The organism is Marinimicrobium sp. ARAG 43.8 (assembly GCF_050113635.1).
Lineage (GTDB): Bacteria > Pseudomonadota > Gammaproteobacteria > Pseudomonadales > Cellvibrionaceae > Marinimicrobium.
In genome coordinates, this window is sequence record NZ_JBNJLT010000003.1 from 167,940 (window position 1) to 188,198 (window position 20,259).

Genomic DNA, 20,259 nt, shown 5'->3' on the forward strand with positions numbered 1-20,259 from the left:
AACCCGATAGAATATCGGCCGCCGCCGCTGGGGCGGCTCGCGCCATTGTCTGGAGAAATTTGTGTCCCTGCCCGTACTGTCTCTAAAGAAAAACACCGACCGCCGTCTCAAGCGCGGCCACCTCTGGATTTACAGCAACGAAGTCGATATCGCCAAAACCCCGCTTAAAACCTTTACTGCCGGTGACCAAGTGCTGATTCAGGCGGATAACGGCAAGGCGCTGGGTGTTGCGGTGGTGAACCCCGCCGGTTTGATTTGTGCGCGATTAATCAGCCGGGACCCGTCTCAGACGTTGGGGAAATCTCTGCTCAAGCATCGTATCAATCAGGCACTCGCCCTGCGTGAATGCTGCTTCGAGCAGCCATACTACCGGTTGATCTACGGTGATTCGGATGGATTGCCGGGGCTGGTGGTGGATCGGTTCGGGGATGTGCTGGTCGTTCAGATTGCCAGCGCGGGTATGGAGCGCGTGCGCGACGAGGTCGTGTCGGCGCTGGTTGACGTGCTTGCGCCGACCGGCGTACTGCTCGATAACGGCCACGGTGCCCGGGCAATGGAGGGTTTGCCCGCCTATCAGGAGGTAGCGTACGGGGAGGTACCCGGTACGGTGGAACTGGTGGAAAACAACACGCGATTTCAGTTCGAGGCCGGCCAGGGACAAAAAACCGGCTGGTTTTACGATCACCGGGATAATCGCGCGCGGCTTCAGGATTGGTGTAAAGGGCGCCGTGTGCTCGATGTATTTTCCTACTTGGGCGGCTGGGGGCTGGCGGCGGCCAACGCCGGTGCCTCTGAGGTGGTGTGTGTGGACGCCTCGGCGGCGGCGTTGGATGGTGTGGAACGCAATGCCGAATTGAACGGCGTAGCCGAGCGTGTCAGCACGATTCAGGGCAAGGCGCTGGACGTGCTCAAAACGCTCATTGCTCAAGGTGAGACGTTCGATGTCGTGGTGTTGGACCCACCCGCGTTTATCAAACGCCGAAAAGACCAGAAATCCGGAGAAGCGGCCTATCGGCATATTAATGAACTGGCGATCCGCCTGCTGGGGCGTGACGGCCTGCTGGTGTCGGCGTCCTGCTCCATGCATCTGGAGCGAGAGACGTTGGTGGATATTGTGCGTGGTGCGGGGCGGCACCTGGATCGACAGGTGCAGATTCTGGCCCAGGGTGGGCAAGGCGCGGACCATCCCGTCCATCCGGCCATTCCGGAAACCGATTATCTCAAGGCGGTTTTTGCGCGGGTGTTCCTGGCCTGAGTGGGTGTTGAACGTTTCACTCTCCGCGGTGGTCTGTGAACCGGGCGGCCTGTGAAAAGGGTCCGGGACCTTTGGTCCCGCATGGTCTATGATCCGTAGGTGGTTTGTATCAGTACCATAACGTTGAAGTAGGACGTTTCTGTTAATTGCTTTCTATCCTCTCATTGAAGGAGTCGCGTTATGAAATCCATTAAGACCCCCCTGATAGCTTCTGCTGGTGCCGCGATGTTGCTGGGCCTGGGCGCTCAGGCCGCTGTTGCCGAGAACCCGTTTTCCGCCGAACCACTCGCGGGTGGTTACACGCAACTGGCTGAACACCACGGTGACAAGAAAGACGGTGAAGGCAAGTGTGGGGAAGGTAAGTGCGGCGAGAAAAAAGAGAAAAAGGACAAAAAAGAGCGCTCGCATGAGCATAAGGATGGCGAAGGCAAGTGTGGCGAGGGCAAGTGCGGCGGTTAAAGCGCTTTGCGGCGGGCCTTCGAAAACGGGGCCCGTTGCTTTTGAGCCCGACGTGCAGTCGGGCCTCCTCTGGTTTGAAGGTGAGCGATCATGACCGACTTGCAACCCCCACGCCGAGGCGTTGGTCTGGGGTTACGGCGTGAACTGCTGGATGCATTGATAGACGCGCCCGACGGACAGGTAGATTTTTTGGAGGTGGCTCCAGAGAACTGGATGGCCATGGGCGGGCGTCTGGGTGAAAAGTTTCGCGAACTGACCGAGCGTTATCCCTTTACGACCCACGGATTATCTCTCTCGATTGGCAGCCCCGCACCGCTGGACGAAGTGTTTGTGCATGATGTTAAGCGCTTCCTGGATGAACACCGCATTGCCTTTTACTCGGAGCACCTCAGTGCCAGCGGGGATGAGGGGCACCTCTACGACTTGCTGCCCGTGCCCTTTACCGAAAGCGGTGTTCACTGGATTGCCGGGCGTATTCGTCGTGTGCAGGATATTCTGGAGCGACGCATCGCCCTGGAAAATGTTTCTTACTACACGCCGGTACTAACCCCTGAAATGCCCGTGCCGGAGCTGGACGAAGCGACATTCATTCGCGCCGTGCTGGATGAAGCCGACTGTGATTTGCTGCTGGACGTCAATAACGTTTACGTCAACAGTGTGAACCACCGCTACGATCCCGCCGCTTTTATTCACGCCATGCCGACCGAGCGCATTTCCTACCTGCACATTGCAGGGCATTATCGGGAAGCGGAGGATCTGCTGGTGGATACCCATGGCTCGGCGGTGTCCGACCCGGTCTGGGATCTCCTTGATGTGGCTTACCGTCATGCCGGGGCTTGTCCCACGCTGCTGGAGCGGGATTTTAATATTCCGCCGATGCCTCAACTGCTGGATGAAGTGGCGCGTGTGCGCCAGCGTCAGTGCTCCCAGGAAAGTGTAGTTGGGACGCATGGCGACAGGCCTGGGATCGCCCAGGGGGCAGGGCTCCATGTCGGCGCCTGAAGACTATCGTCGTGCTCTGACTCGCTTTGCCGGTGCGATTCGCGATCCGGAGCATACGGCACAAGTCAGTGCTGACCCGCGCCGGATGAAGGTGTATCAGGAGCTCTTTTTCAGTAATTTGAATACCTTCCTGAGCAACAACTTCCCGGTTTTCAAGTCGCTCGTCCCGGAAGACTGGTGGCACAATGAGGTGCGCGGCTTCCTCAAATATCACCGCAGCCGCAGTCCATTGTTCTCCGATATAGGTCGGGAATACCTCGACTACGTTGGCTCCTCCGGCAGTCGCCCGGTAACGCCAGAGGATCCGCCGTTTATGGAGGAGCTTCTGCATTACGAATGGGTGGAACTGGCGTTGCAGATCGCGTCCAACCCGGAACCTCGCACCGATCTTGTCAAGGATCCCATGGCGGGCCATCCGGTGCTCTCGCCGTTGGCGTTGTCATTGGAGTATCGTTTTCCGGTGCATCGCATTGGCCCTGACTACCAGCCTCAGGAAGCTCCGGAGCATCCCACCTGGTTGCTGGTGTATCGCAGTCGTGATCGCCGGGTTTCTTTTATGGCCTTGAATGCGTTCACTGCCCGGCTGCTGGCGCTGATCGAGCAGTGTCCGGATTGCAGTTCACGAGAACTGCTGGAGCAGATTGGTGAAGAGTCCCCCTCCGTAGACCCGGAGGCGCTGATGACCGGCGGCGAACTCATGCTCCAGGAGTTTTATGACCTCGGTATTCTTCGAGGCGCCAAGCCGCTCACCCAAGCCACCTAACGGCTCAGTGAGGGCGGCGAGGAGTGAGGCTTTTCAGCCAGCGGCGCACTTTTTGCGCGCGGGCCAGTAGCAGGCCGAGAGCCAGGGCGAGATAAATGGCCGGTTCTATCCAGCCGCTTTTAACAGACCACCAAAAATGCAGACAGCCGAGCAGCACGGCGGGGTAAATTAAACCGTGGAGTTGCTTCCAGCGTTTGCCCATCGCCCGCATCAGCGCCGGTAGGGAAGTGACGGCCAGCGCGGCCAGAATCAGCCACACCAGCATACCCACCAGGATATAAGTGCGCTTGACGATTTCCTCACCAATCAACGTCCAGGTCAGGCCCAGATCCAGTGTCGCCCAGACTGTCAGGTGCAAGGTAGCCCAGGCGAAGCACCACAGCCCCAATGGGCGTCGTAACAGATTGAGTTGCGGAAATGACAGATAACGCGTCAGTGGTGCGATCAGTAGAGTGAGCAGAAGCAATCGCAAGGTGCCAATGCCCAGGTAATGAATCAATTCTTTGACGGGATCGCCACCCAACCCGCCCTGAGGAATCAGCACGAACAGCCAGAGCAGGGGTAATAGCGCCCCGATATGCACACCCACATGCAGGCTTCTTCCCAGCCAGCGTCGTGCGATGTGAGATGGCCCGGAGCGCGGAGCTCGGTTGGGTGGCGTTTGGTCGGCAGCGTCAGTCATCAGTAGTACTTGCGCAGGTCCATGTTCCGATACAGCGAAGCCACCTCGTCGCCGTAACCGTTAAACGGCAGTGTCGGCTGCCGGGTCACATCAAAAAAGCCGCCGGGCCCAATAAACCGCTCGGAGGCCTGGGACCACCGGGGGTGGTCTACCTCGGGATTGACGTTGGCGTAAAAGCCGTACTCCTGAGCGGCGAGCCGGTTCCAACTGGTCGGGGGCATTTCCTCTACCAGCCGGATGCGCACAATGGATTTGATCCCCTTGAACCCGTACTTCCAGGGCACTACCAGCCGAATCGGTGCCCCGTTTTGCGGTGGTAGCGTCTTGCCGTAGATACCCACTGAAAGCAGCGTCAACGGATGCATGGCCTCGTCCATGCGCAATCCCTCCACGTAAGGATAATCGATGCCGCCGCCCACGAAGCGGTTGCGCTGCCCCGGCATTTGATCCGGGTCGTACAGCGTCTCGAAGGCCACGTACCTGGCCCGGCTGGTTGGCGCAAAACGCTTGAGGAAGCTGCCCAGCTCCAGGCCAACCCAGGGGATCACCATCGACCATGCTTCTACGCAACGCATGCGGTAGATCCGTTCCTCCAACTGGGCGCTGTTCATCAACTCCCATACGTCGACCTTGCCTGGCTTCTCCACTTCCCCCTCAACGCTCAGCGTCCAGGGTTCGATGTCCAGCTGCTGGCTGTTGTTCATGGGATCCGTTTTATCGGTGCCGAACTCATAAAAGTTGTTGTAACTGGTCGCCTTGCTTTCCGGGGTAAGCGTCAGGCCCTCCGGCGTTTGGGTGGACCGGAAGTCGAGTGGCTTGCGCTCGGAGGGTTTTGCGGCTGGTTCATCGCTGTCCCCTGAAAGGAAGTCAAACAGGCCGGCGTGGGCAGAACTTGCCGCCAGCCCGGTGCCCAGAGCTGATATCTGCAAAAAGCGACGACGGTTCAGGTAGACATCTTCCGGGGTGACTCGGGCTTCGGAGGGCTCGCTGGCGAACCGCTTCTTGATCAGCATGGCATTAATACCTCTTGATTCACGTTACCACTGGATACGTTGCCGGGCCGTTGGTGGACGTTGCGTGATAGTAGAGCGGTATTCTTCACTATAGGAGGCTGTAGTCATTACGACGAGTTTTGGCATCAAAAGTTTCGGAAACAGGCCAGGAAGTCACGAATGCTGATTGGCCGGGGCGCTTGTTGTCTCGAAGCGTTGTAATGCTTGGGGTAAACTGAGCCACACGTTGGTTGAATTAGAGACTGTGATGACCGTAACTCCCTCCTCCACAACCTCTTCCCGGTCAGTTCGACTGAATTGCGACATGGGCGAGAGCCTGGGGCCTTGGCGCATGGGGTGTGATGAAGACGTGATGCCACTGGTGGATATGGCCAATATCGCCTGTGGTTTTCACGCTTCAGACCCGGTGACCATGGATCGCACCCTGAGGCTGGCAAGGCGGCACTCGGTGGTGATCGGGGCGCACCCGGCCTATCCCGACTTGACCGGTTTTGGGCGCCGCAGTATGCGCTGTAGCCGGGAAGAAATCGTGGCGATGATTCGCTACCAGGTGGGAGCGCTGTCCGGTCTGGCCGAAGCGCAGAGCCTGAGTGTGAACTATGTGAAACCGCACGGGGCACTGTATAACGATATGATGCGCGACCCCGATATATTGCGGGCCGTATTGGATGCGGTGGCGGGTTGTAAGCCCTCGTTGGCGCTGATGGTGCTGGCGACGCCCGATCAGGAGCCCATTCGTCGGCTCGCGGAGGCGGTCAATGTGCCGCTGTTATTTGAAGCCTTCGCTGATCGGGCCTATGACGAACGAGGGTTTCTGGTATCGCGCCAGGAGCCGAACGCGGTCTATCAGGACCCGCAGCGCATTCTGGAGCAGGCGCTGCGTTTGGCGGAAGACGGTGTCGTGGTGACCCGCTCTGGTGATCCGTTGCGGCTCTCGCCAGACACACTGTGTGTGCATGGCGATAACGCGGAATCGGTCAACGCGGTACGGGCTATCCGCGAAGCGTTGGGCTCCCGGCAGAGCGTGGCGCCGCCGCCAGCATGAACGTGATGGCGGTGGACCTGATTGCCGTGGACACGTTGCTGGTACGGTTTGGTGACACGGTGGATGAGAGTCTGGTGCCCCGAATCCGGGCCGCCTGTGATCGGCTGGCTGAGGCACTGGCTGGACAGGTGCGGGACTTGGTGCCTGCCTATGCCACGCTGATGATTGTGGTGGATACCCGACGTGCCGATCCGCTGGCTCTGATCGAGGAGGTTCGGGGGCTGCTGGCGGATTTGCCGCCTTCTGTCGAGTCCGCTCAGCGCATTGTGGAAATTCCCGTTTGGTACGATCCGTCCGTCGGGCCCGATCTGGAGCGAGTGGCCCGCTATCATGACGCCACAGTGGAGGACATTGTTCGCCGGCATGCCGGCGACACCTACCGGGTGTTCGCTTTCGGGTTCGCACCGGGTTTTGCTTACCTTGGGCCGGTATCCGATGCTTTGGTGACACCGCGACTCGATACTCCGCGCGCCCATGTACCCCTTGGCTCTGTGGCGTTGGCGGAGCGGCAGACGGCGGTCTACCCAGTGGCGACACCGGGCGGCTGGAACCTGCTCGGGCGCACGCCCCTACGAATGTTTGATCGTCAAACTCCCAATCTCTGTCCGGTCAAGACCGGTGACCGGGTACGTTTCGTGTCGATTGACCGGGCGGAGTTTCACCGCCTGGGAGGAGAAAGGGCATGACGGGCTTGCGCGTTGTGAAGCCAGGCGCTTTAACACTGATTCAGGATCTCGGCCGCTTCGGTTACCAACACCTCGGCGTGTCCCCCGGCGGGGCGATGGATGAGCACGCGTATCTGTGGGCCAACCGGTTACTGGGTAACCGTTCCGACAGCCCCGCGCTGGAGATCAGTTTGGGTGGCCTGCAGCTTGAGGTGCATACGGACATTGTGATCGCCATCACGGGTGCCGATCTGCAGGCCCGGTGCAACGGCGAACCGCTGGCCTGCTGGCAAACCCATACGGTGCGACGGGGAGATGCCCTCACGTTTGGTTTTCCCGTTCGTGGTGTGCGCAGTTATCTGGCCGTGGCGGGAGGATTTCTGGTTGAGCCTGTGTTTGGCTCGGTGTCCACCGTCGTTCGCGAGGGGATTGGCGGACTTGACGGCATGGGGCAGCCATTGCGTGCGGGAGACTGGCTGCCGGTGGCGGAGGAAAGCGCCTCCAACTCTCTTGAGGGGTATCTTCAAGGCCATTGTCATCGGCGTGTACCGCCCCGCTTTATTCCGGATTACGGGCAGGCTGTGATGTTGCGGGTGCTGGAAGGACAGCAGTGCAGCGAGTTTGCTCGCGCCGAAGTGCAGCGCTTCTATGAACACCCCTACACTGTCTCAAGACGGGGGGATCGCATGGGGGTGACACTGGACGGTCTTGCGTTGCGTGGCCCTGCGCAGGGGATGACTTCCGAGGGCATTCCCTTTGGTGCCATTCAGGTGCCACCCGATGGCCAGCCGATTGTGCTGTTGAAGGATCGCCAGACGATGGGGGGTTACCCGAAAATTGGTACCGTACATCCCCTGGATGCGTTTTCCCTCGCTCAGTGCCCACCGGGTACAGCCGTTCAGTTTACGCCTGTGGATGCTCAGGCGTATTTTCAGGCATGGCGGGTGTTTTCCCGTTTTTTTAATGTGAACGGTTGAACGTGGCGGGCCAGCTGTCCGGTACCACGAAGTGGCGGCTTTCTTCCTCCCACAGCGCGCGTTCGGAATTGTAATGCAGTTGCGCAAATAACTGCGCGAAGCCTTGTGAACAAACGCGGGTTAATGCCTGTTCGGTGATCGTCCAATCCGGCGCTTGGGGTTGGCTCCACGGCCCCAGCCAATGGGGTTTTTGCAGCGGTGCCCAGGTGGCGATCCCGGGGTGGTTCTTTGCGGCGCTGTGGAAATGCCACTGGCCGCGCAAGTGCGTCGGGGGAGCTCCGCTGTCGGGAAGCGGGGTGCGCGTGACAGAGTGCCGGTTCAGGTGCTGCTCGGTGGCGGCCCCCGGATAAAACAGATAGCCCGGCATGATCAACCGCCGTTTCAACGAGTGGGTGACTCCCAGTGCGGACAGGGCGGCTTTCGCTATTGGATGTTCACTTAAAGGCAATTGGTGTGTTTCGAGGCGATGTATTTTCAGATCCAGTCGGTCGTTCGCGTTGGGGCCATACCAGCCCGGTGCCCGATCGGCTGTGCCGGGCACGCCCAGATAAAATTTCACCGCCAGTTCATGATGCTCTGCTTGCCGGGTGTCGGGGTGACGAACCAGCAGGTCCAGTTCTCCCAGGGTTCGACCTTCGTGGCGCAACGGAAGGTTGTGAGCGATCAGTTCCCAGCCGAGCAGATCGGTCAACAGGCAACGGTACAGTTGCTCGAAATAAAGTCCCAGTTTGCGCGGCGGTGTCTTGGTAAGAAACGCGGGGCCACTCTCTGGTGCTCGATCCCAGCGCGTGAGTGTCGCCAGAGCCCGTTGATCCAGTGCGGTCGTGACGGGTTCTGACCGTGTGGTCAGGGGCGGGGCCTCGCTTAACCAGGCAAGGTGACGTGTGGCGAAGTGCTGCAAGCGAAGCGGCTGAGTGGGCGTTATCATCATGGAAGTGTACGTCATAGTACACATTTCGTCGTCATAAGCGGCATCTTCGCCGATAGAGTTGACACCGCCATCGCGGACGTTAAAGTGAGGGGGCGGAATCCGTTCCATGCGTGTTTAAGCACGCAGACCCATGAGGCTCCATCATGCCACGCGTTGCTAAATATAATCGTAATGAGGCCTTGGCGAAAGCCGTGTCTTTGTTCTGGGCAAACGGTTATCACGGCACGTCACTCAAGCAGCTTGAGCAGGCGCTCGATATGCGACCCGGCAGTCTCTACGCGGCATTTGGTAATAAACAGTCGCTGTTTCTCGAAGCGTTGAATGCGTATGCCGATGAACTGGTATCCCAACTGGAGGGTTGCCTTGCGGATGAACCGTCGTCGTTGTCGGCGCTTAAAGCGTTTATTCGGCAGCTGATTCTGTGTAATGCCGACAGCATGGAACCTCCTGCACGCGCCTGCATGATTGTTAAAACCCTGCTGGAAGTGCGCGATGAAGATGAGCCGCTTGGCAGCCGCGTGAATGAATTGCTCGCCGATGTGGAAGAGTTGTTTGAAGATTTGTTGCGCCGTGCCCAGCGCGAAGGTGAATTGCGCGCAGATGTCCAGTGTGATCGGCTGGCTCGCTTACTGCAGGTGCAAGTCATGGGTGCTCGCACGTTCGCGCAACGCCGGGTTTCCAATCAGTCCGTCGAGTCAGTCGTGGAAGACATTGAGGCGATGATCGACAGCTATCGCGTGCGGCATTGATCCTGCACTGCCGCACGCTTTAACCGCTTCGGAAAGCGACCCGGATTTAGAGTTCTCCGTCGGCCGCCATTTGCGTAAAGTGATTGTTGAAGCGCATTTTCACGTTGTTTTTGTTTCCCCAGATTTCTCCATCGGGCAGTTCAATGCCGATGGCATCCGGTGCCGGGGCGCCTTCACCGAGTAACCCGTGGCGGAAAGAGAACTCGGTGACGAACGACATGGTTTTCTCCGCTTGCTCGCTGGTGAGGAAATCCAGTTTCTGTTGCGGGGTGTAAAACAGCTCTGTGGCATCAAGCTGAACCTGATAACCGTCCAGGTCAGTACCCGCCGCAGCGGCCATCATTTGCTTGGCGGCTTTCGCCTCGGCGTCGTCGGCATTCATGATGGACATGGCTTCAAACCACGCGCCAGTGAGCGCTTTACCCAGTTCCGGGTTTGCTTCCAGCGTCTCTGTTTTCACCGCCAGGATGTCCAGAATTTCGCCGGGAATTTCGGTGGAGTCGAAGACTTTGACGGCATCCGGATGTTTCAAGACCTCTTCCAGTTGTGGATTCCACAAGGTGCTGGCCTGTACAGCCGGGTCGTTAAAGGCGCTGGCAATGTCCGCATCCGATGTGTTGACCACCGTGATATCACGCTCGGTCATTCCGGCGGACTCCAGAGCGCGCGCGAGCGTGTAGTGTGAAACGGATAACTCCAGCAGGTACACATCCCGGCCTTTGATGTCTTCCATGGAGTCGCCGTTTTTCAGCACCACGGCGTCGTTGCCGTTGGAGTAATCGCCAGTGATGAGGGCCGTGGTGTCAACGCCGGAGGCAGCGGGAATAGTCAGCAGATCCATGTTGGTCATAGTGGCGGCGTCGAAACGACCGGCGGTGTACATATTGATGGCTTCAATGTAATCGTTGATCTGCACCAGCTCCACGTCAATACCGTACTTCTTGGCCCACTTATCCATCAGGCCGGTTTCCTCAATGTAATACCAGGGCATCCAGCCGACATAGATGGACCAGGCGACTGTGAACTTTTTCGGTTCTTCCTGAGCGTGTGCGAACACGGCGGACAAACTTAAGGCGGCAGCGAGAGTGAGTGATTGCAGTAGGCGAAAAATCATAGTGTGTCTCCAAAAGTTATAGAAACCAGCGACGGGATTGGTGATTCAAAACAAGTGTCGGGTATAACGGGTGAGTGTTGCGGCTTCCTGCTCGAACCAGCGGTTCGACTCAGGGGTGGAAGGCGTGCTCAGCTTAAAGGGGTAGTGAGGCTCCAGACTATCGACTTCGAAGCGGCGCTCGTAATGGTGGTCGCCTTGGTGCCAGCGTTGCCGGACCTGTTGCTGGTCGGGCAGCCACTCGAAATCACTCTCTGGCCACAGCGGGTTACCACACCGCTCGGGCCGGGTGCTGTGCTGCACAGTAAAACCTTGAGTTAGCGAGCCTTCGGCGATTGAGGTTTCAAAATCGAACAGCGGCGCTGGCGAGGCCGATTTATCCAGCTGCACGTTTACCTGTTCGGTCAGTGTCGAATGTGAGTCGGGCAAAGGCTGAGTTCGTCCCAGTACGAGGCCGGCGTAGCGACCGGCAATAATCAGTGCGCCGTCGCGGGGGATTCGTTCTCCGGTATCGAGCCGGGTTTCCTCGCGCAGTCGCAACCCAATCAACGGGCCCGGCTCGCTGGGCTGGAGACGCCAGTCTTCCACGTAAGCACCGCTCGGTGCGAACTCAATCATGCAGTTGCCAACGCGTCGCAAACAAGCGGGCTCGGGCCAGCGGTTGTGGTTTTGCAAAGCGGTGGTCTCGCTCCAGCTCAACTGCTGGCCATCCCAGTGAGCGAGTGCTGACCAGCCTTCATATTGCGAGAGAGCTTTCCAGTCCGATGTCGAGCGATCCAGCAATGTGGAAGTGACGCGCTGGTCAAAGCGCGGCAAACGCAGGTCGACCGTGAGGTGACGACTTTGCAGCCAGTACACGGTGGTTTGATGATCGGATTCCCCATTGGCGAAACTGATGCATTGGCGGCGGAAGCAGCCCAGCATCCATTCGGGGACGCCGGAGGTGCTATGCCTGGGGTATCGCTCCAGAATGGTCTGCAAACTCATACGTTTGAACCCCCATGGCCAAACGACGATAGCTCGCGGGCGCCGTCAGGCAGTTGTATGTCGCCCTCGGCAATGCGCTTTTTGAGATACTCGAAGGTTTGCAGGGTTTGCGCGTACAGGTGTTCGCCGGCGATCAGTGGCGGGTAGCGCGGCGGGTTCTTATCGTTGGTCAATGCCGCCAGCGGTTCAATGCGGGTGTCGTAATCCAGGCTGCAAAATAACGGGAAAGAGTAGCGCTCCTGAGCGACCTTGCGCACTCGGTGCGAGGTGGCCACGTAGTAACCATTGCTCAACGCCTCCATCATATCGCCGATGTTGATCACAAACGTGTCGTCGATCAAAGGAACGTCAATCCACTCCCCGGCGCCATTCATTACTTCCAGGCCGGGCGCAGTGGGCAACAGAATGGTGAAGCATTCGTAGTCGGTATGGGCACCAATGCCTGGCCGGTCCGGCGGCATGTCCTGGTTGAAGGGGTAGTGTATCAACCGCAACTGGCTCGGCGGGCGGGTCAGGTGTTGGGTAAAGGTGTCTTCTTCGAGCCCCAGCGCAAGGGCGAACCCTTGAAACAGGTGACGGCCCAGGTCGAGTGCGGCCCGGTAATAGGCTTCAATGTCCTCGCGAAACCCCGGCATTTCCGGCCACTGGTTTGGGCCGAGCATGGGGCGACGCCACTGGTGGTCCGGCATATCGAAGCCCAGGTCGTAGGTTTCTTTTTTGTCCACCGTGGCACTGCCGTAAAACTGCTCTTCGCCTTCGGGCACATAGCCACTGTGGTTCACTGAATGGCCGATGTAATTGCGCATTTTTTCCGCAAATGGCAGCGAGAAATAAGCGTGGGTGCGCTGGAGCAGTGTGTCGATGAGTCCGGGGTCGATACCGTGTCCGGTGATATAAAGAAACCCCGCATCCCGGGCTGCCCGGCCCAAAGCGTCGGCGGTGGTTTTGCGCGTGTCGGGATCACTCGAGCGCAGGCCTGAAATATCCACCAGCGGGAGTTGCTGGAAGGCGGTATGGGGTGTGTCGGGGACCGCTGATGTCATGCCGATTACCTCTCTGGTTGCGTTGCTTCTAGATTATCCGGGCCCACGGTTTGTCCGGGCCAAAGATTATCTGGTCGTCCAGATGGTAAAGCGGTCTCCTAGACCGTCCGGGTCGTCCCGGAGGTCGGTGCCTCAGTCATTGACGCACCTTGCGGTGGGCGATGTTTGGGTGTCGCGCTGTAGGAATAAGGCAGTTTTCATGCCATTTGATTAAAAAACCGCCGATTACCCGATAGAGCAAGGTGGTTGGCCGGGAGGAGTGGGTAAGGGCGACAAGGCGCTGTGCACTGCAATGGCTCAATGTGGAGGGCGGGTGTGCTATTTCGGGGCGCTTCCCGCCGCGAGGGTGCGGAGCGGGAAGCATTGCGCGTTACTGCTGCTCAATTGGCTCCAGGTGTTCCGTGGTATCCAGTGTCGGCGTCGAGAGCGGGTCACTGGGAGTCAGCAGGTCGGCCAGCACGGGTAGCGACGATGGCCACTCAGTGCCAGCGGTGTCATTAGCCGCGGTGAGGGCATTGTTGATGGGTTGCCAGGCTTGCTGCCAGGCATCTTGGTCGGCTGGCGATAAGAGCTGGCTCAGCAGTGTCGGGTTGCCGGTGCTCAGTAATTGGTCGGTGCCGCTTAGCGCGGCGAGCACGGGCTGCTCGTTGCGGCCGGCAAAGCGGTTGTGGGCCTGCTCCGACGTCTCTTGCTGGGCCAGGGCGTCGGGCAAACGGTTTCCCAGAAGCATAATCAATGCCTCACGCAATAGCGGCAGGCGGCTCGCTGGATGCAAGTGGTGATAGGTGGCAGTGGGGCGCAGGTTGGTGGCCTGCCAGCGCTGCTCCAGAGCGTTTAAGTCATCCTGTAGCAACTGGCTGATCAGCCGGGTTAGTTCGCGGCGGCGATTGCGGGGAAGTTGGGCCTCGGACAACTCGGCCTCGCGTTGCTCATCCTGAACCTCTCGCTGATAGATAAAGTCGTCGGCTGTCCGGGTGCCGGTTTCCCCCCACAGCAAGAACTCCAGGGCATGCAGCCCCAGTACGACGTCGGCGTCATCAGTCAGACCATGTTGCTCCCTGAGCGTGGCGGCGTTGATAGGCAAAGTAATGTCGTTGACGATGCCGCTGTAGGGGTATTGCTCGAGGCCATCGAGGTAGCCGGGTTGTAACGGATGAGCGTCGATCAGGAAGCGTATCTGATTGAGGTCAGCAAACAAACCGGGGTTGCTTTCTCCCAGTGTCAGCAGAGGCGTCAGTCGGTGCCAGCGGTTGTGGCATTGATGCCAGTGGGAGCGAGCATCGGTCAGGCGCTGTTCGTCGGGCGCTTCCAGCAGTGTTTGCAGCACGGAGTGAAAGGCATCGCATAAAGTGTTCGTATCACGGAGCCATGTCTCTCCGAGCGCCCAGGCGGCTGTGGTGGCCTGTTCCAATGCGGGATCGGGTGGCCCCAGCGTCGTCTTTGGTTCGGGGGAGGCAAGTTCGGGTGGGGGTGGGGCGGAGGATTCTCCGCCTCGATCACAACCGACAAGAATCAGGCTCAGCAGCACAGGCCAGCAACGATGGACAAGCGGGGGCACGAATCAGTCCCTCAGTGAGAGTATGGGCCACTGCCGTTCCCGCGCGATGCGCTCCAGACGGGCATCGGGGTCTACGGCCGTGGGGTGGCCAACGGCTTCCAGCAGCGGCAGATCATTGGCGGAGTCGCTGTAAAAGTAAGCGTCCTCCAGCGGGTGAGGATTCTTTTCGAGCCACTGTTCCAGGCGAATAACTTTGCCGTGCTGAAAGGTCGGGGTTCCGGTGGGGCGCCCGGTAAAGCCATTCGGGCCCCGTTCGGCCTCGCTGGCAAGAAGGGCGGGAATGCCCAGCCGCTCGGCAATAGGGGCGGTAACGACATTGTTGGTGGCGGTGATAATGAGTAACTGGTGATTCTGGCGGCGGTGTTGATCGATTAGCTCGCCCGCTTTTTTGAGCATCAGTGGCTCCACCCAATCGAGCATGAATTCGCGTTGCAATTCGAGAATGTCTGCATCACTCAGGGTGCCGAAAGGGGCCAGTGAGAAGTGGAGGTACTCGTCAATGTCCAGAGTGCCGTCTTGATAGGCGCGGTAAAAAGCGTCGTTTTTCTCCCGGTAGAGGTCGGCGTCCACCAGCGCTTTGTGAATCATGAATTCGCCCCAGCGGTGGTCGCTGTCACCGGCAATCAGCGTGTTGTCGAGGTCAAAAATCGCGAGGGTCACGGGTCGGCGGTCCTGGTTGGTTGGCGGCCGCCTAGCATAGCGGCTCGGCATCGGGGGCTCAACCGTGATAATTGCTGAGCGCGTTCGGTTTGTGGAACAATAGGCTGATCTGCGCGCTGTTCGCGCCCTCTTTCAATAATGACCGATAAGGATCGCAAGCCCCCGTGATTGATGCCGAAGGTTTTCGCCCCAACGTGGGTATCGTTCTTACCAGTGATCAGGGCCAATTGCTCTGGGCACGGCGCGTGGGGGGGCAGGATGCGTGGCAGTTTCCGCAGGGTGGCATCCACGAGGGTGAATCACCGGAGCAGGCGTTGTATCGCGAGCTTCAGGAAGAAATCGGATTGACGGAGAAAGATGTGTCGGTTGTGGCCTGTACCCGGGGATGGCTGCGTTATCGCTTGCCGAACCGCCTGGTTCGTCACAATTCTCAGCCGCTGTGCCTGGGCCAAAAGCAAAAGTGGTTTTTGTTGCGTCTGGTCTCGTCGGACAGTGAGATTACGTTGAATAATGGCGGGCGAGCGGAATTTGATGACTGGCGCTGGGTCAGTTACTGGTATCCGCTGGGTAAAGTGGTTGCTTTCAAGCGCGAAGTTTATCGCCGCGCCCTTAAAGAATTGGCACCCTGGCACAGTCAACTCGAAGCCGCGGTGCCTGCTTCGGTAAAAACAACATGCTGAATTCGCTGCGCTCCATCGTTCAGGAGGTCAATGCCGCGCGGGACTTGAAGACCGCGCTGGCGATTATTGTCTCCCGCGTCAAAACCGCGATGCACACTGAGGTGTGCTCAGTATACCTGCGCGGTCTCGATGGCGATTATGTGTTAATGGCCACCGATGGCCTCAATGCCGACTCGGTGGGGCGTGTGCGTTTGAAAGCTGACGAAGGGCTGGTCGGCCGGGTCGTGACCCGGGAGGAGCCGATTAACCTGGAACATGCCGAGACGCACCCCAGCTACCAATACTTTCCCGAGACGGGTGAGGAACGTTACAGCTCGTTTCTGGGTGTGCCGATCATTCACCACCGTAAAGTCCTGGGTGTGCTGGTTGTCCAGCAAGTAGAGCGGCGCCGCTTCGACGAGGGCGATGAAGCGTTTCTGGTTACCATGTCCGCACAGTTGGCGGGAGTGATTGCTCACGCCGAAGCTACGGGCGTGATGGTGGCCATTGGCGAAAAGGCGGCGCAGGCGCGGTTTGTCGGTGTCTCCGGAGCGACAGGTATCGCGATGGGGGAGGCCGTCGTCATCACCCCGCCCGCCGATCTGCACTCCGTTCCCCACAAGCACTGCGACAATGTGGAGACGGAATTGGCGTTCTTCCAGGAATGCCTGGAAGCCGTGCGGGAAGATATCAAAGGGCTGGGGGAGCAGCTCAAATCCCGGTTGAACCGGGAGGAGCAGGCGTTGTTCGATGCCTACCTGGCCATGCTCAATGACGCTTCGTTGGGCAAAGAGGTGACAGAGCGCATTCGCCAGGGTACGGCGGCACCTTCGGCCTGGGCCGAAGTGATTCTGGAGCATGAACGCACCTTCAACAGCATGAACGACGCCTATCTGCGCGAGCGGGCCACGGATCTTCGGGATCTGGGTCGGCGAGTACTCGCTTACCTGCAGGAGTCGAATCAGAAGTGCCGGATTTATCCCGATCAGACCATTTTGGTCGGCGAAGAACTGACGGCGTCCATGCTCGGCGAGATTCCCAAAGAAAAGCTGGCGGGCCTGGTGTCCGTTCAGGGGTCCAGTAACTCCCACGTAGCCATTTTGGCGCGGGCGATGGATATCCCGACGGTCATGGCGGCGGTTGATCTTCCCTACACTCGCCTCGATGGTCGCCCGGTCATCGTGGATGGTTATAAAGGAACGGTGTACACCGATCCCGGCCCGGAGCTGCGCAAGCATTACAAGGCGATTTATCTGGAAGAGCAGGAACTGGTCAAGGGCCTGGAGGCCCTGAAAGACCTGCCCTGCGAAACGACCGACCACTACCGCCTGCCGTTGTGGGTGAACACCGGCCTGATGACTGACGTGGTGCGCTCGTTGGAGCGTGGCGCTGAGGGCGTGGGCCTGTACCGGACGGAAGTGCCTTTTCTGTTGCGTGATCGTTTCCCCAGTGAAGAGGAGCAGCGGGCCATCTATCAGGAGCAACTGGCCGCCTTTGCCCCTCATACCGTGACCATGCGGACGCTCGATATCGGGGGCGATAAGGCGCTGCCCTATTTCCCGATAGAGGAGGCCAACCCGTTTCTGGGGTGGCGCGGCATTCGAGTGACGCTGGATCACCCCGAGATCTTTTTGGCGCAGATACGCGCCATGATCAAGGCCAGCGAAGGGTTGGATAATCTGCGCATCCTGCTACCGATGATTACCAGTGTGCCCGAGCTGGAAGCGGCTAAAGTGCTGATTTATCGCGCCTTCAACGAGCTGTTGGAGGAAGGGCACTCAGTCAAGCTGCCGCCCATCGGCGTTATGATCGAGGTGCCTTCGGCGGTCTATCAGGCCAGAGAACTGTCGGCCCGGGTGGACTTTCTGTCGGTGGGTAGCAACGACTTAACCCAGTACCTGTTAGCGGTGGATCGCAATAACGCCCGGGTGGCTGATGTCTACCAGGCGTATCACCCCGCCGTCCTTCATGCGCTGCGCAGTGTGGTGGATGACGGCCACGCGGAGGGCGTCAGTGTGGGTATTTGCGGTGAGCTGGCGGGTGACCCCGGGGCGGCTATTCTGCTGATGGCGATGGGCTACGATGTGTTGTCGATGAACGCGACCAACCTCCCGAAGGTGAAATCCGTTATTCGCAGCATCAGCCTCGAACAGTCCCGGGCATTGCTATCGGAAGTGATGACGTTGCCGGACGCTGAACAAATACGGGTGCGTGTCGACGAAAACCTGCGTGCACTGGGTGCGACTCGTCTGATTCGGCCGGCCAGTTCGGACGATTGATACTGTTTTCGGGGCAGCTCTGAATGCCGAAGCTGTGCCGGTCCTGCAACAATGGTAGTATGCCCGGGCGCCGTAAGGCCGCCTCCGTCCATTGATCATGAATAAGGCCTATGAAGTATCCTGAACTCGATCCGATCGCCCTGAGCATTGGCCCTTTTGAATTTGGCGGCCAGTCCTACGGCCCTCTGGATATCCACTGGTACGGCCTCATGTACCTGTTCGGCATTGCCGGCGCCTGGCTGTTGGCACTGCGCCGGGCCGGCTTTCCCTATACGGTGGTCCAGCGCTCCCAGGTGGAGAATCTGGTGACGTATGTGGCCTTCGGGGTCATCCTCGGTGGGCGTGTGGGGTATGTCTTTTTCTACCACATCGATTACTGGTTGAGTGATCCGCTGTGGCTGTTCCGTGTGTGGGAGGGGGGAATGTCCTTCCACGGAGGGCTGCTCGGTGTGATTTTGGCCATGGCATTGTTTTCCTGGCGCAATAAGCTGTCGTTTATCGCTCTGTCGGATTTCGTAGCGCCTCTGGTGCCGATTGGGTTGGGTTTCGGCCGCCTGGGCAATTTTATCGGCCAGGAGTTGTGGGGACGGTCCTCGGATGTGCCTTGGGCCATGGTGTTTCCCAACGATCCGGAGGGGCTTGCCAGACATCCTTCACAGCTCTATCAGGCGACTCTGGAAGGGCTTGTGTTATTTGCAGTGCTCTACTGGTATTCCGCCAAACCGCGGCCTCGCGGGTCCGTGGCCGGGTTGTTCCTGGTGTTGTACTCTTGCTTCCGGATTTTCGCCGAATTCTTCCGCCAGCCGGACGAGCACATCAATTTTGACCTGTTCGGCTGGGTTACTCGGGGGCAGTTGCTGTCGCTGCCGATGTTGCTGGTGGGTATCGGTCTTCTCATCTGGAGCTGGCGGCGCCAGCAGCGACGGGCGCGGGCCCTCTAAACAATCATTGCCGTCGGGTTCGAGGGGTAGCTTGAGTTATGCAGCAATATTTGGCGTTGATGCGCGATGTGGTAGACAACGGTGTGGATCGAGGCGATCGCACGGGGACGGGCACGCGCTCGGTGTTTGGTCGCCAGCTGCGATTTGATCTGTCACAGGGGTTTCCCCTGGTGACCACCAAAACGGTGCACCTGAAAAGCGTAATTGTGGAGCTGTTGTGGTTTTTGCAAGGACGCACAGATGTGACCTGGCTGCAGGAGCGTGGCTGTCGTATCTGGAATGAGTGGGCCACCGCAAACGGTGATCTTGGGCCGGTGTACGGTAAACAGTGGCGTAGCTGGGCCTGTCCCGATGGCAGCACGATTGATCAGATCAGTGACGTTGTGGAACAAATCCGCCGCAAGCCCTCATCGAGACGATTGATCGTCAGTGCCTGGAACCCGGCGGATTTGCCGGATGAGTCGGTCAGTCCGCAACAGAACGCTGAGCAGGGCCGTATGGCGTTGGCCGCCTGCCACACGCTGTTCCAGTTTTATGTCGCCGAAGGCAAATTGTCGTGCCAGCTCTACCAACGCAGTGCGGACCTGTTCCTGGGCGTCCCTTTTAATATTGCCAGCTACGCGTTGCTGACGCATATGATCGCCCAGCAGTGTGATTTGCAGGTGGGTGACTTTGTGCACACCTTTGGGGACTGCCACCTCTACCACAATCACCTGACCGAGGACATTGTCTTCGAGCAACTGCGTCGGGAGCCACGAGCGCTGCCGAGCCTGGTGATTGATCGCTGCCCATCCAGCCTGTTCGACTATGAAGTAGAAGATTTTCGGTTCGAGGGATACAGCCCTCATCCGCGAATTCGCGCACCGATAGCCGTCTAGAGTTGTCGGGGGCGGATGAGCTCGGGAACCTAACCAAAAATTTATGGCCTTATCATGAACGTAGCGTTGATAGTGGCGGCCGCCAGTAACGGAGTGATTGGCCGCAATAACCAGCTTCCCTGGCGCCTTCCGGGGGATATGAAGTATTTTAAAGAAGTCACCATGGGTAAGCCGGTCATCATGGGGCGCAAGACCCATGAATCCATCGGAAAGCCGTTGCCGGGGAGGCTGAACATTGTTGTCAGCCGCTCGCTTCATCGCTCTCAGGACTCCAATCTGCGTTGGGTGACCAGTGTGGAAGAGGCGCTGGCACTGGCGCGACGCGAGGAGCCGCTGGCGATCGAAATCATGGTGATGGGCGGTGAACAGATCTACCGCCAAAGTTTGCCTCTGGCTGATCGGGTGTACCTCACCCGCATCAACCTGGAGGTGGAGGGAGACGCCTGGTTTCCGGAGCTTGATCCGGACCAGTGGCGCCTTGAGAGTGAGCACCCCGGGGAAGCTTCCGCGGCAGTCGCACACACTTTTCAGCGCTTTGAGCGCATTACAACTTGATGACACTGCGAGAGACTGGTTGTTTTTTGAGCGGGTGTTACTTGAAT

21 protein-coding genes are annotated in these 20,259 nt (G+C 58.8%); 13 read left to right on the plus strand and 8 right to left on the minus strand.

Going from position 1 to position 20,259, the window contains the following annotated elements; translation table 11 throughout:
- Positions 1 to 61: 61 nt before the first annotated feature.
- From ACQCLF_RS07990 to ACQCLF_RS08005, 4 genes are all read left to right on the plus strand, one after another.
- The gene (locus ACQCLF_RS07990; RefSeq protein ID WP_426986030.1) at positions 62 to 1,255 is read left to right on the plus strand and encodes a class I SAM-dependent rRNA methyltransferase; all 1,194 of its coding nucleotides are present in this window, start codon (positions 62 to 64) and stop codon (positions 1,253 to 1,255) included.
- Between the two features lie 180 nt (positions 1,256 to 1,435).
- Positions 1,436 to 1,714, plus strand: coding sequence for a hypothetical protein (locus ACQCLF_RS07995; RefSeq protein ID WP_426986032.1), 279 nt, complete (start codon positions 1,436 to 1,438; stop codon positions 1,712 to 1,714).
- Between the two features lie 90 nt (positions 1,715 to 1,804).
- A complete protein-coding gene (locus ACQCLF_RS08000; RefSeq protein WP_426986034.1) occupies positions 1,805 to 2,716 on the plus strand; it encodes a DUF692 domain-containing protein in 912 nt (303 codons plus the stop codon).
- The gene (locus tag ACQCLF_RS08005) at positions 2,703 to 3,479 is read left to right on the plus strand and encodes a DNA-binding domain-containing protein (protein ID WP_426986036.1); all 777 of its coding nucleotides are present in this window, start codon (positions 2,703 to 2,705) and stop codon (positions 3,477 to 3,479) included. The genes ACQCLF_RS08000 and ACQCLF_RS08005 overlap by 14 nt, the downstream gene beginning before the upstream one ends.
- Before the next feature lie 4 nt (positions 3,480 to 3,483).
- Here the strand turns inward: ACQCLF_RS08005 and ACQCLF_RS08010 are convergent, their stop codons facing one another.
- The gene (locus tag ACQCLF_RS08010) at positions 3,484 to 4,161 is read right to left on the minus strand and encodes a protein-methionine-sulfoxide reductase heme-binding subunit MsrQ (RefSeq protein WP_426986038.1); all 678 of its coding nucleotides are present in this window, start codon (positions 4,159 to 4,161) and stop codon (positions 3,484 to 3,486) included.
- Positions 4,161 to 5,174 (minus strand): protein-methionine-sulfoxide reductase catalytic subunit MsrP, encoded by a 1,014-nt coding sequence (gene msrP, locus ACQCLF_RS08015; protein ID WP_426986040.1) that lies wholly within the window; start codon positions 5,172 to 5,174, stop codon positions 4,161 to 4,163. The genes ACQCLF_RS08010 and msrP overlap by 1 nt, the downstream gene beginning before the upstream one ends.
- A gap of 247 nt (positions 5,175 to 5,421) precedes the next feature.
- Between msrP and ACQCLF_RS08020 the strand changes: the two genes are divergently transcribed.
- The 3 genes from ACQCLF_RS08020 to ACQCLF_RS08030 are packed head-to-tail and all read left to right on the plus strand — an operon-like array spanning position 5,422 to position 7,861.
- Positions 5,422 to 6,219: a 5-oxoprolinase subunit PxpA gene (locus ACQCLF_RS08020; protein WP_426986041.1), complete on the plus strand. Its 798-nt coding sequence runs from the start codon at positions 5,422 to 5,424 to the stop codon at positions 6,217 to 6,219.
- Positions 6,216 to 6,905 carry a 5-oxoprolinase subunit PxpB gene (gene pxpB / locus ACQCLF_RS08025; protein WP_426986043.1) on the plus strand — a complete coding sequence of 230 codons (690 nt, stop codon included), beginning with the start codon at positions 6,216 to 6,218 and terminating at the stop codon, positions 6,903 to 6,905. Before ACQCLF_RS08020 ends, pxpB begins: the two co-directional genes overlap by 4 nt.
- A complete protein-coding gene (locus tag ACQCLF_RS08030) occupies positions 6,902 to 7,861 on the plus strand; it encodes a biotin-dependent carboxyltransferase family protein (protein ID WP_426986045.1) in 960 nt (319 codons plus the stop codon). The genes pxpB and ACQCLF_RS08030 overlap by 4 nt, the downstream gene beginning before the upstream one ends.
- Here ACQCLF_RS08030 and ACQCLF_RS08035 read toward each other — a convergent pair.
- Positions 7,845 to 8,807, minus strand: coding sequence for a DUF1853 family protein (locus tag ACQCLF_RS08035; protein ID WP_426986047.1), 963 nt, complete (start codon positions 8,805 to 8,807; stop codon positions 7,845 to 7,847). The two genes, ACQCLF_RS08030 and ACQCLF_RS08035, sit on opposite strands and share 17 nt — an antisense overlap.
- A 128-nt stretch (positions 8,808 to 8,935) precedes the next feature.
- Between ACQCLF_RS08035 and ACQCLF_RS08040 the strand changes: the two genes are divergently transcribed.
- Positions 8,936 to 9,541 (plus strand): TetR/AcrR family transcriptional regulator, encoded by a 606-nt coding sequence (locus ACQCLF_RS08040; protein ID WP_426986049.1) that lies wholly within the window; start codon positions 8,936 to 8,938, stop codon positions 9,539 to 9,541.
- A 46-nt stretch (positions 9,542 to 9,587) separates the two neighbouring features.
- Here ACQCLF_RS08040 and ACQCLF_RS08045 read toward each other — a convergent pair whose 3' ends face one another.
- The 5 genes from ACQCLF_RS08045 to ACQCLF_RS08065 form a co-directional block, all read right to left on the minus strand.
- The gene (locus ACQCLF_RS08045; protein WP_426986051.1) at positions 9,588 to 10,655 is read right to left on the minus strand and encodes a putative urea ABC transporter substrate-binding protein; all 1,068 of its coding nucleotides are present in this window, start codon (positions 10,653 to 10,655) and stop codon (positions 9,588 to 9,590) included.
- A gap of 45 nt (positions 10,656 to 10,700) precedes the next feature.
- Complete coding sequence (locus ACQCLF_RS08050; protein WP_426986053.1) at positions 10,701 to 11,639, minus strand: hypothetical protein; 939 nt, start codon at positions 11,637 to 11,639, stop codon at positions 10,701 to 10,703.
- The gene (locus ACQCLF_RS08055) at positions 11,636 to 12,682 is read right to left on the minus strand and encodes an isopenicillin N synthase family dioxygenase (protein WP_426986055.1); all 1,047 of its coding nucleotides are present in this window, start codon (positions 12,680 to 12,682) and stop codon (positions 11,636 to 11,638) included. Before ACQCLF_RS08055 ends, ACQCLF_RS08050 begins: the two co-directional genes overlap by 4 nt.
- A gap of 370 nt (positions 12,683 to 13,052) precedes the next feature.
- Positions 13,053 to 14,240 (minus strand): imelysin family protein, encoded by a 1,188-nt coding sequence (locus ACQCLF_RS08060; RefSeq protein WP_426986057.1) that lies wholly within the window; start codon positions 14,238 to 14,240, stop codon positions 13,053 to 13,055.
- 3 nt (positions 14,241 to 14,243) lie between these two features.
- Complete coding sequence (locus ACQCLF_RS08065) at positions 14,244 to 14,900, minus strand: HAD family hydrolase (protein ID WP_426986059.1); 657 nt, start codon at positions 14,898 to 14,900, stop codon at positions 14,244 to 14,246.
- 164 nt (positions 14,901 to 15,064) lie between these two features.
- Here ACQCLF_RS08065 and ACQCLF_RS08070 point away from each other — a divergent pair, with 164 nt between their 5' ends.
- From ACQCLF_RS08070 to ACQCLF_RS08090, 5 genes are all read left to right on the plus strand, one after another.
- Positions 15,065 to 15,580, plus strand: coding sequence for an RNA pyrophosphohydrolase (locus ACQCLF_RS08070; RefSeq protein ID WP_426986061.1), 516 nt, complete (start codon positions 15,065 to 15,067; stop codon positions 15,578 to 15,580).
- Positions 15,574 to 17,838 carry a phosphoenolpyruvate--protein phosphotransferase gene (gene ptsP / locus ACQCLF_RS08075; RefSeq protein WP_426986063.1) on the plus strand — a complete coding sequence of 755 codons (2,265 nt, stop codon included), beginning with the start codon at positions 15,574 to 15,576 and terminating at the stop codon, positions 17,836 to 17,838. The genes ACQCLF_RS08070 and ptsP overlap by 7 nt, the downstream gene beginning before the upstream one ends.
- Before the next feature lie 110 nt (positions 17,839 to 17,948).
- Positions 17,949 to 18,779 (plus strand): prolipoprotein diacylglyceryl transferase, encoded by an 831-nt coding sequence (gene lgt, locus ACQCLF_RS08080; RefSeq protein ID WP_426986065.1) that lies wholly within the window; start codon positions 17,949 to 17,951, stop codon positions 18,777 to 18,779.
- Between the two features lie 38 nt (positions 18,780 to 18,817).
- Positions 18,818 to 19,657, plus strand: coding sequence for a thymidylate synthase (locus tag ACQCLF_RS08085; RefSeq protein WP_426986067.1), 840 nt, complete (start codon positions 18,818 to 18,820; stop codon positions 19,655 to 19,657).
- 54 nt (positions 19,658 to 19,711) lie between these two features.
- A complete protein-coding gene (locus ACQCLF_RS08090) occupies positions 19,712 to 20,212 on the plus strand; it encodes a dihydrofolate reductase (RefSeq protein ID WP_426986069.1) in 501 nt (166 codons plus the stop codon).
- Positions 20,213 to 20,259 lie beyond the last annotated feature (47 nt).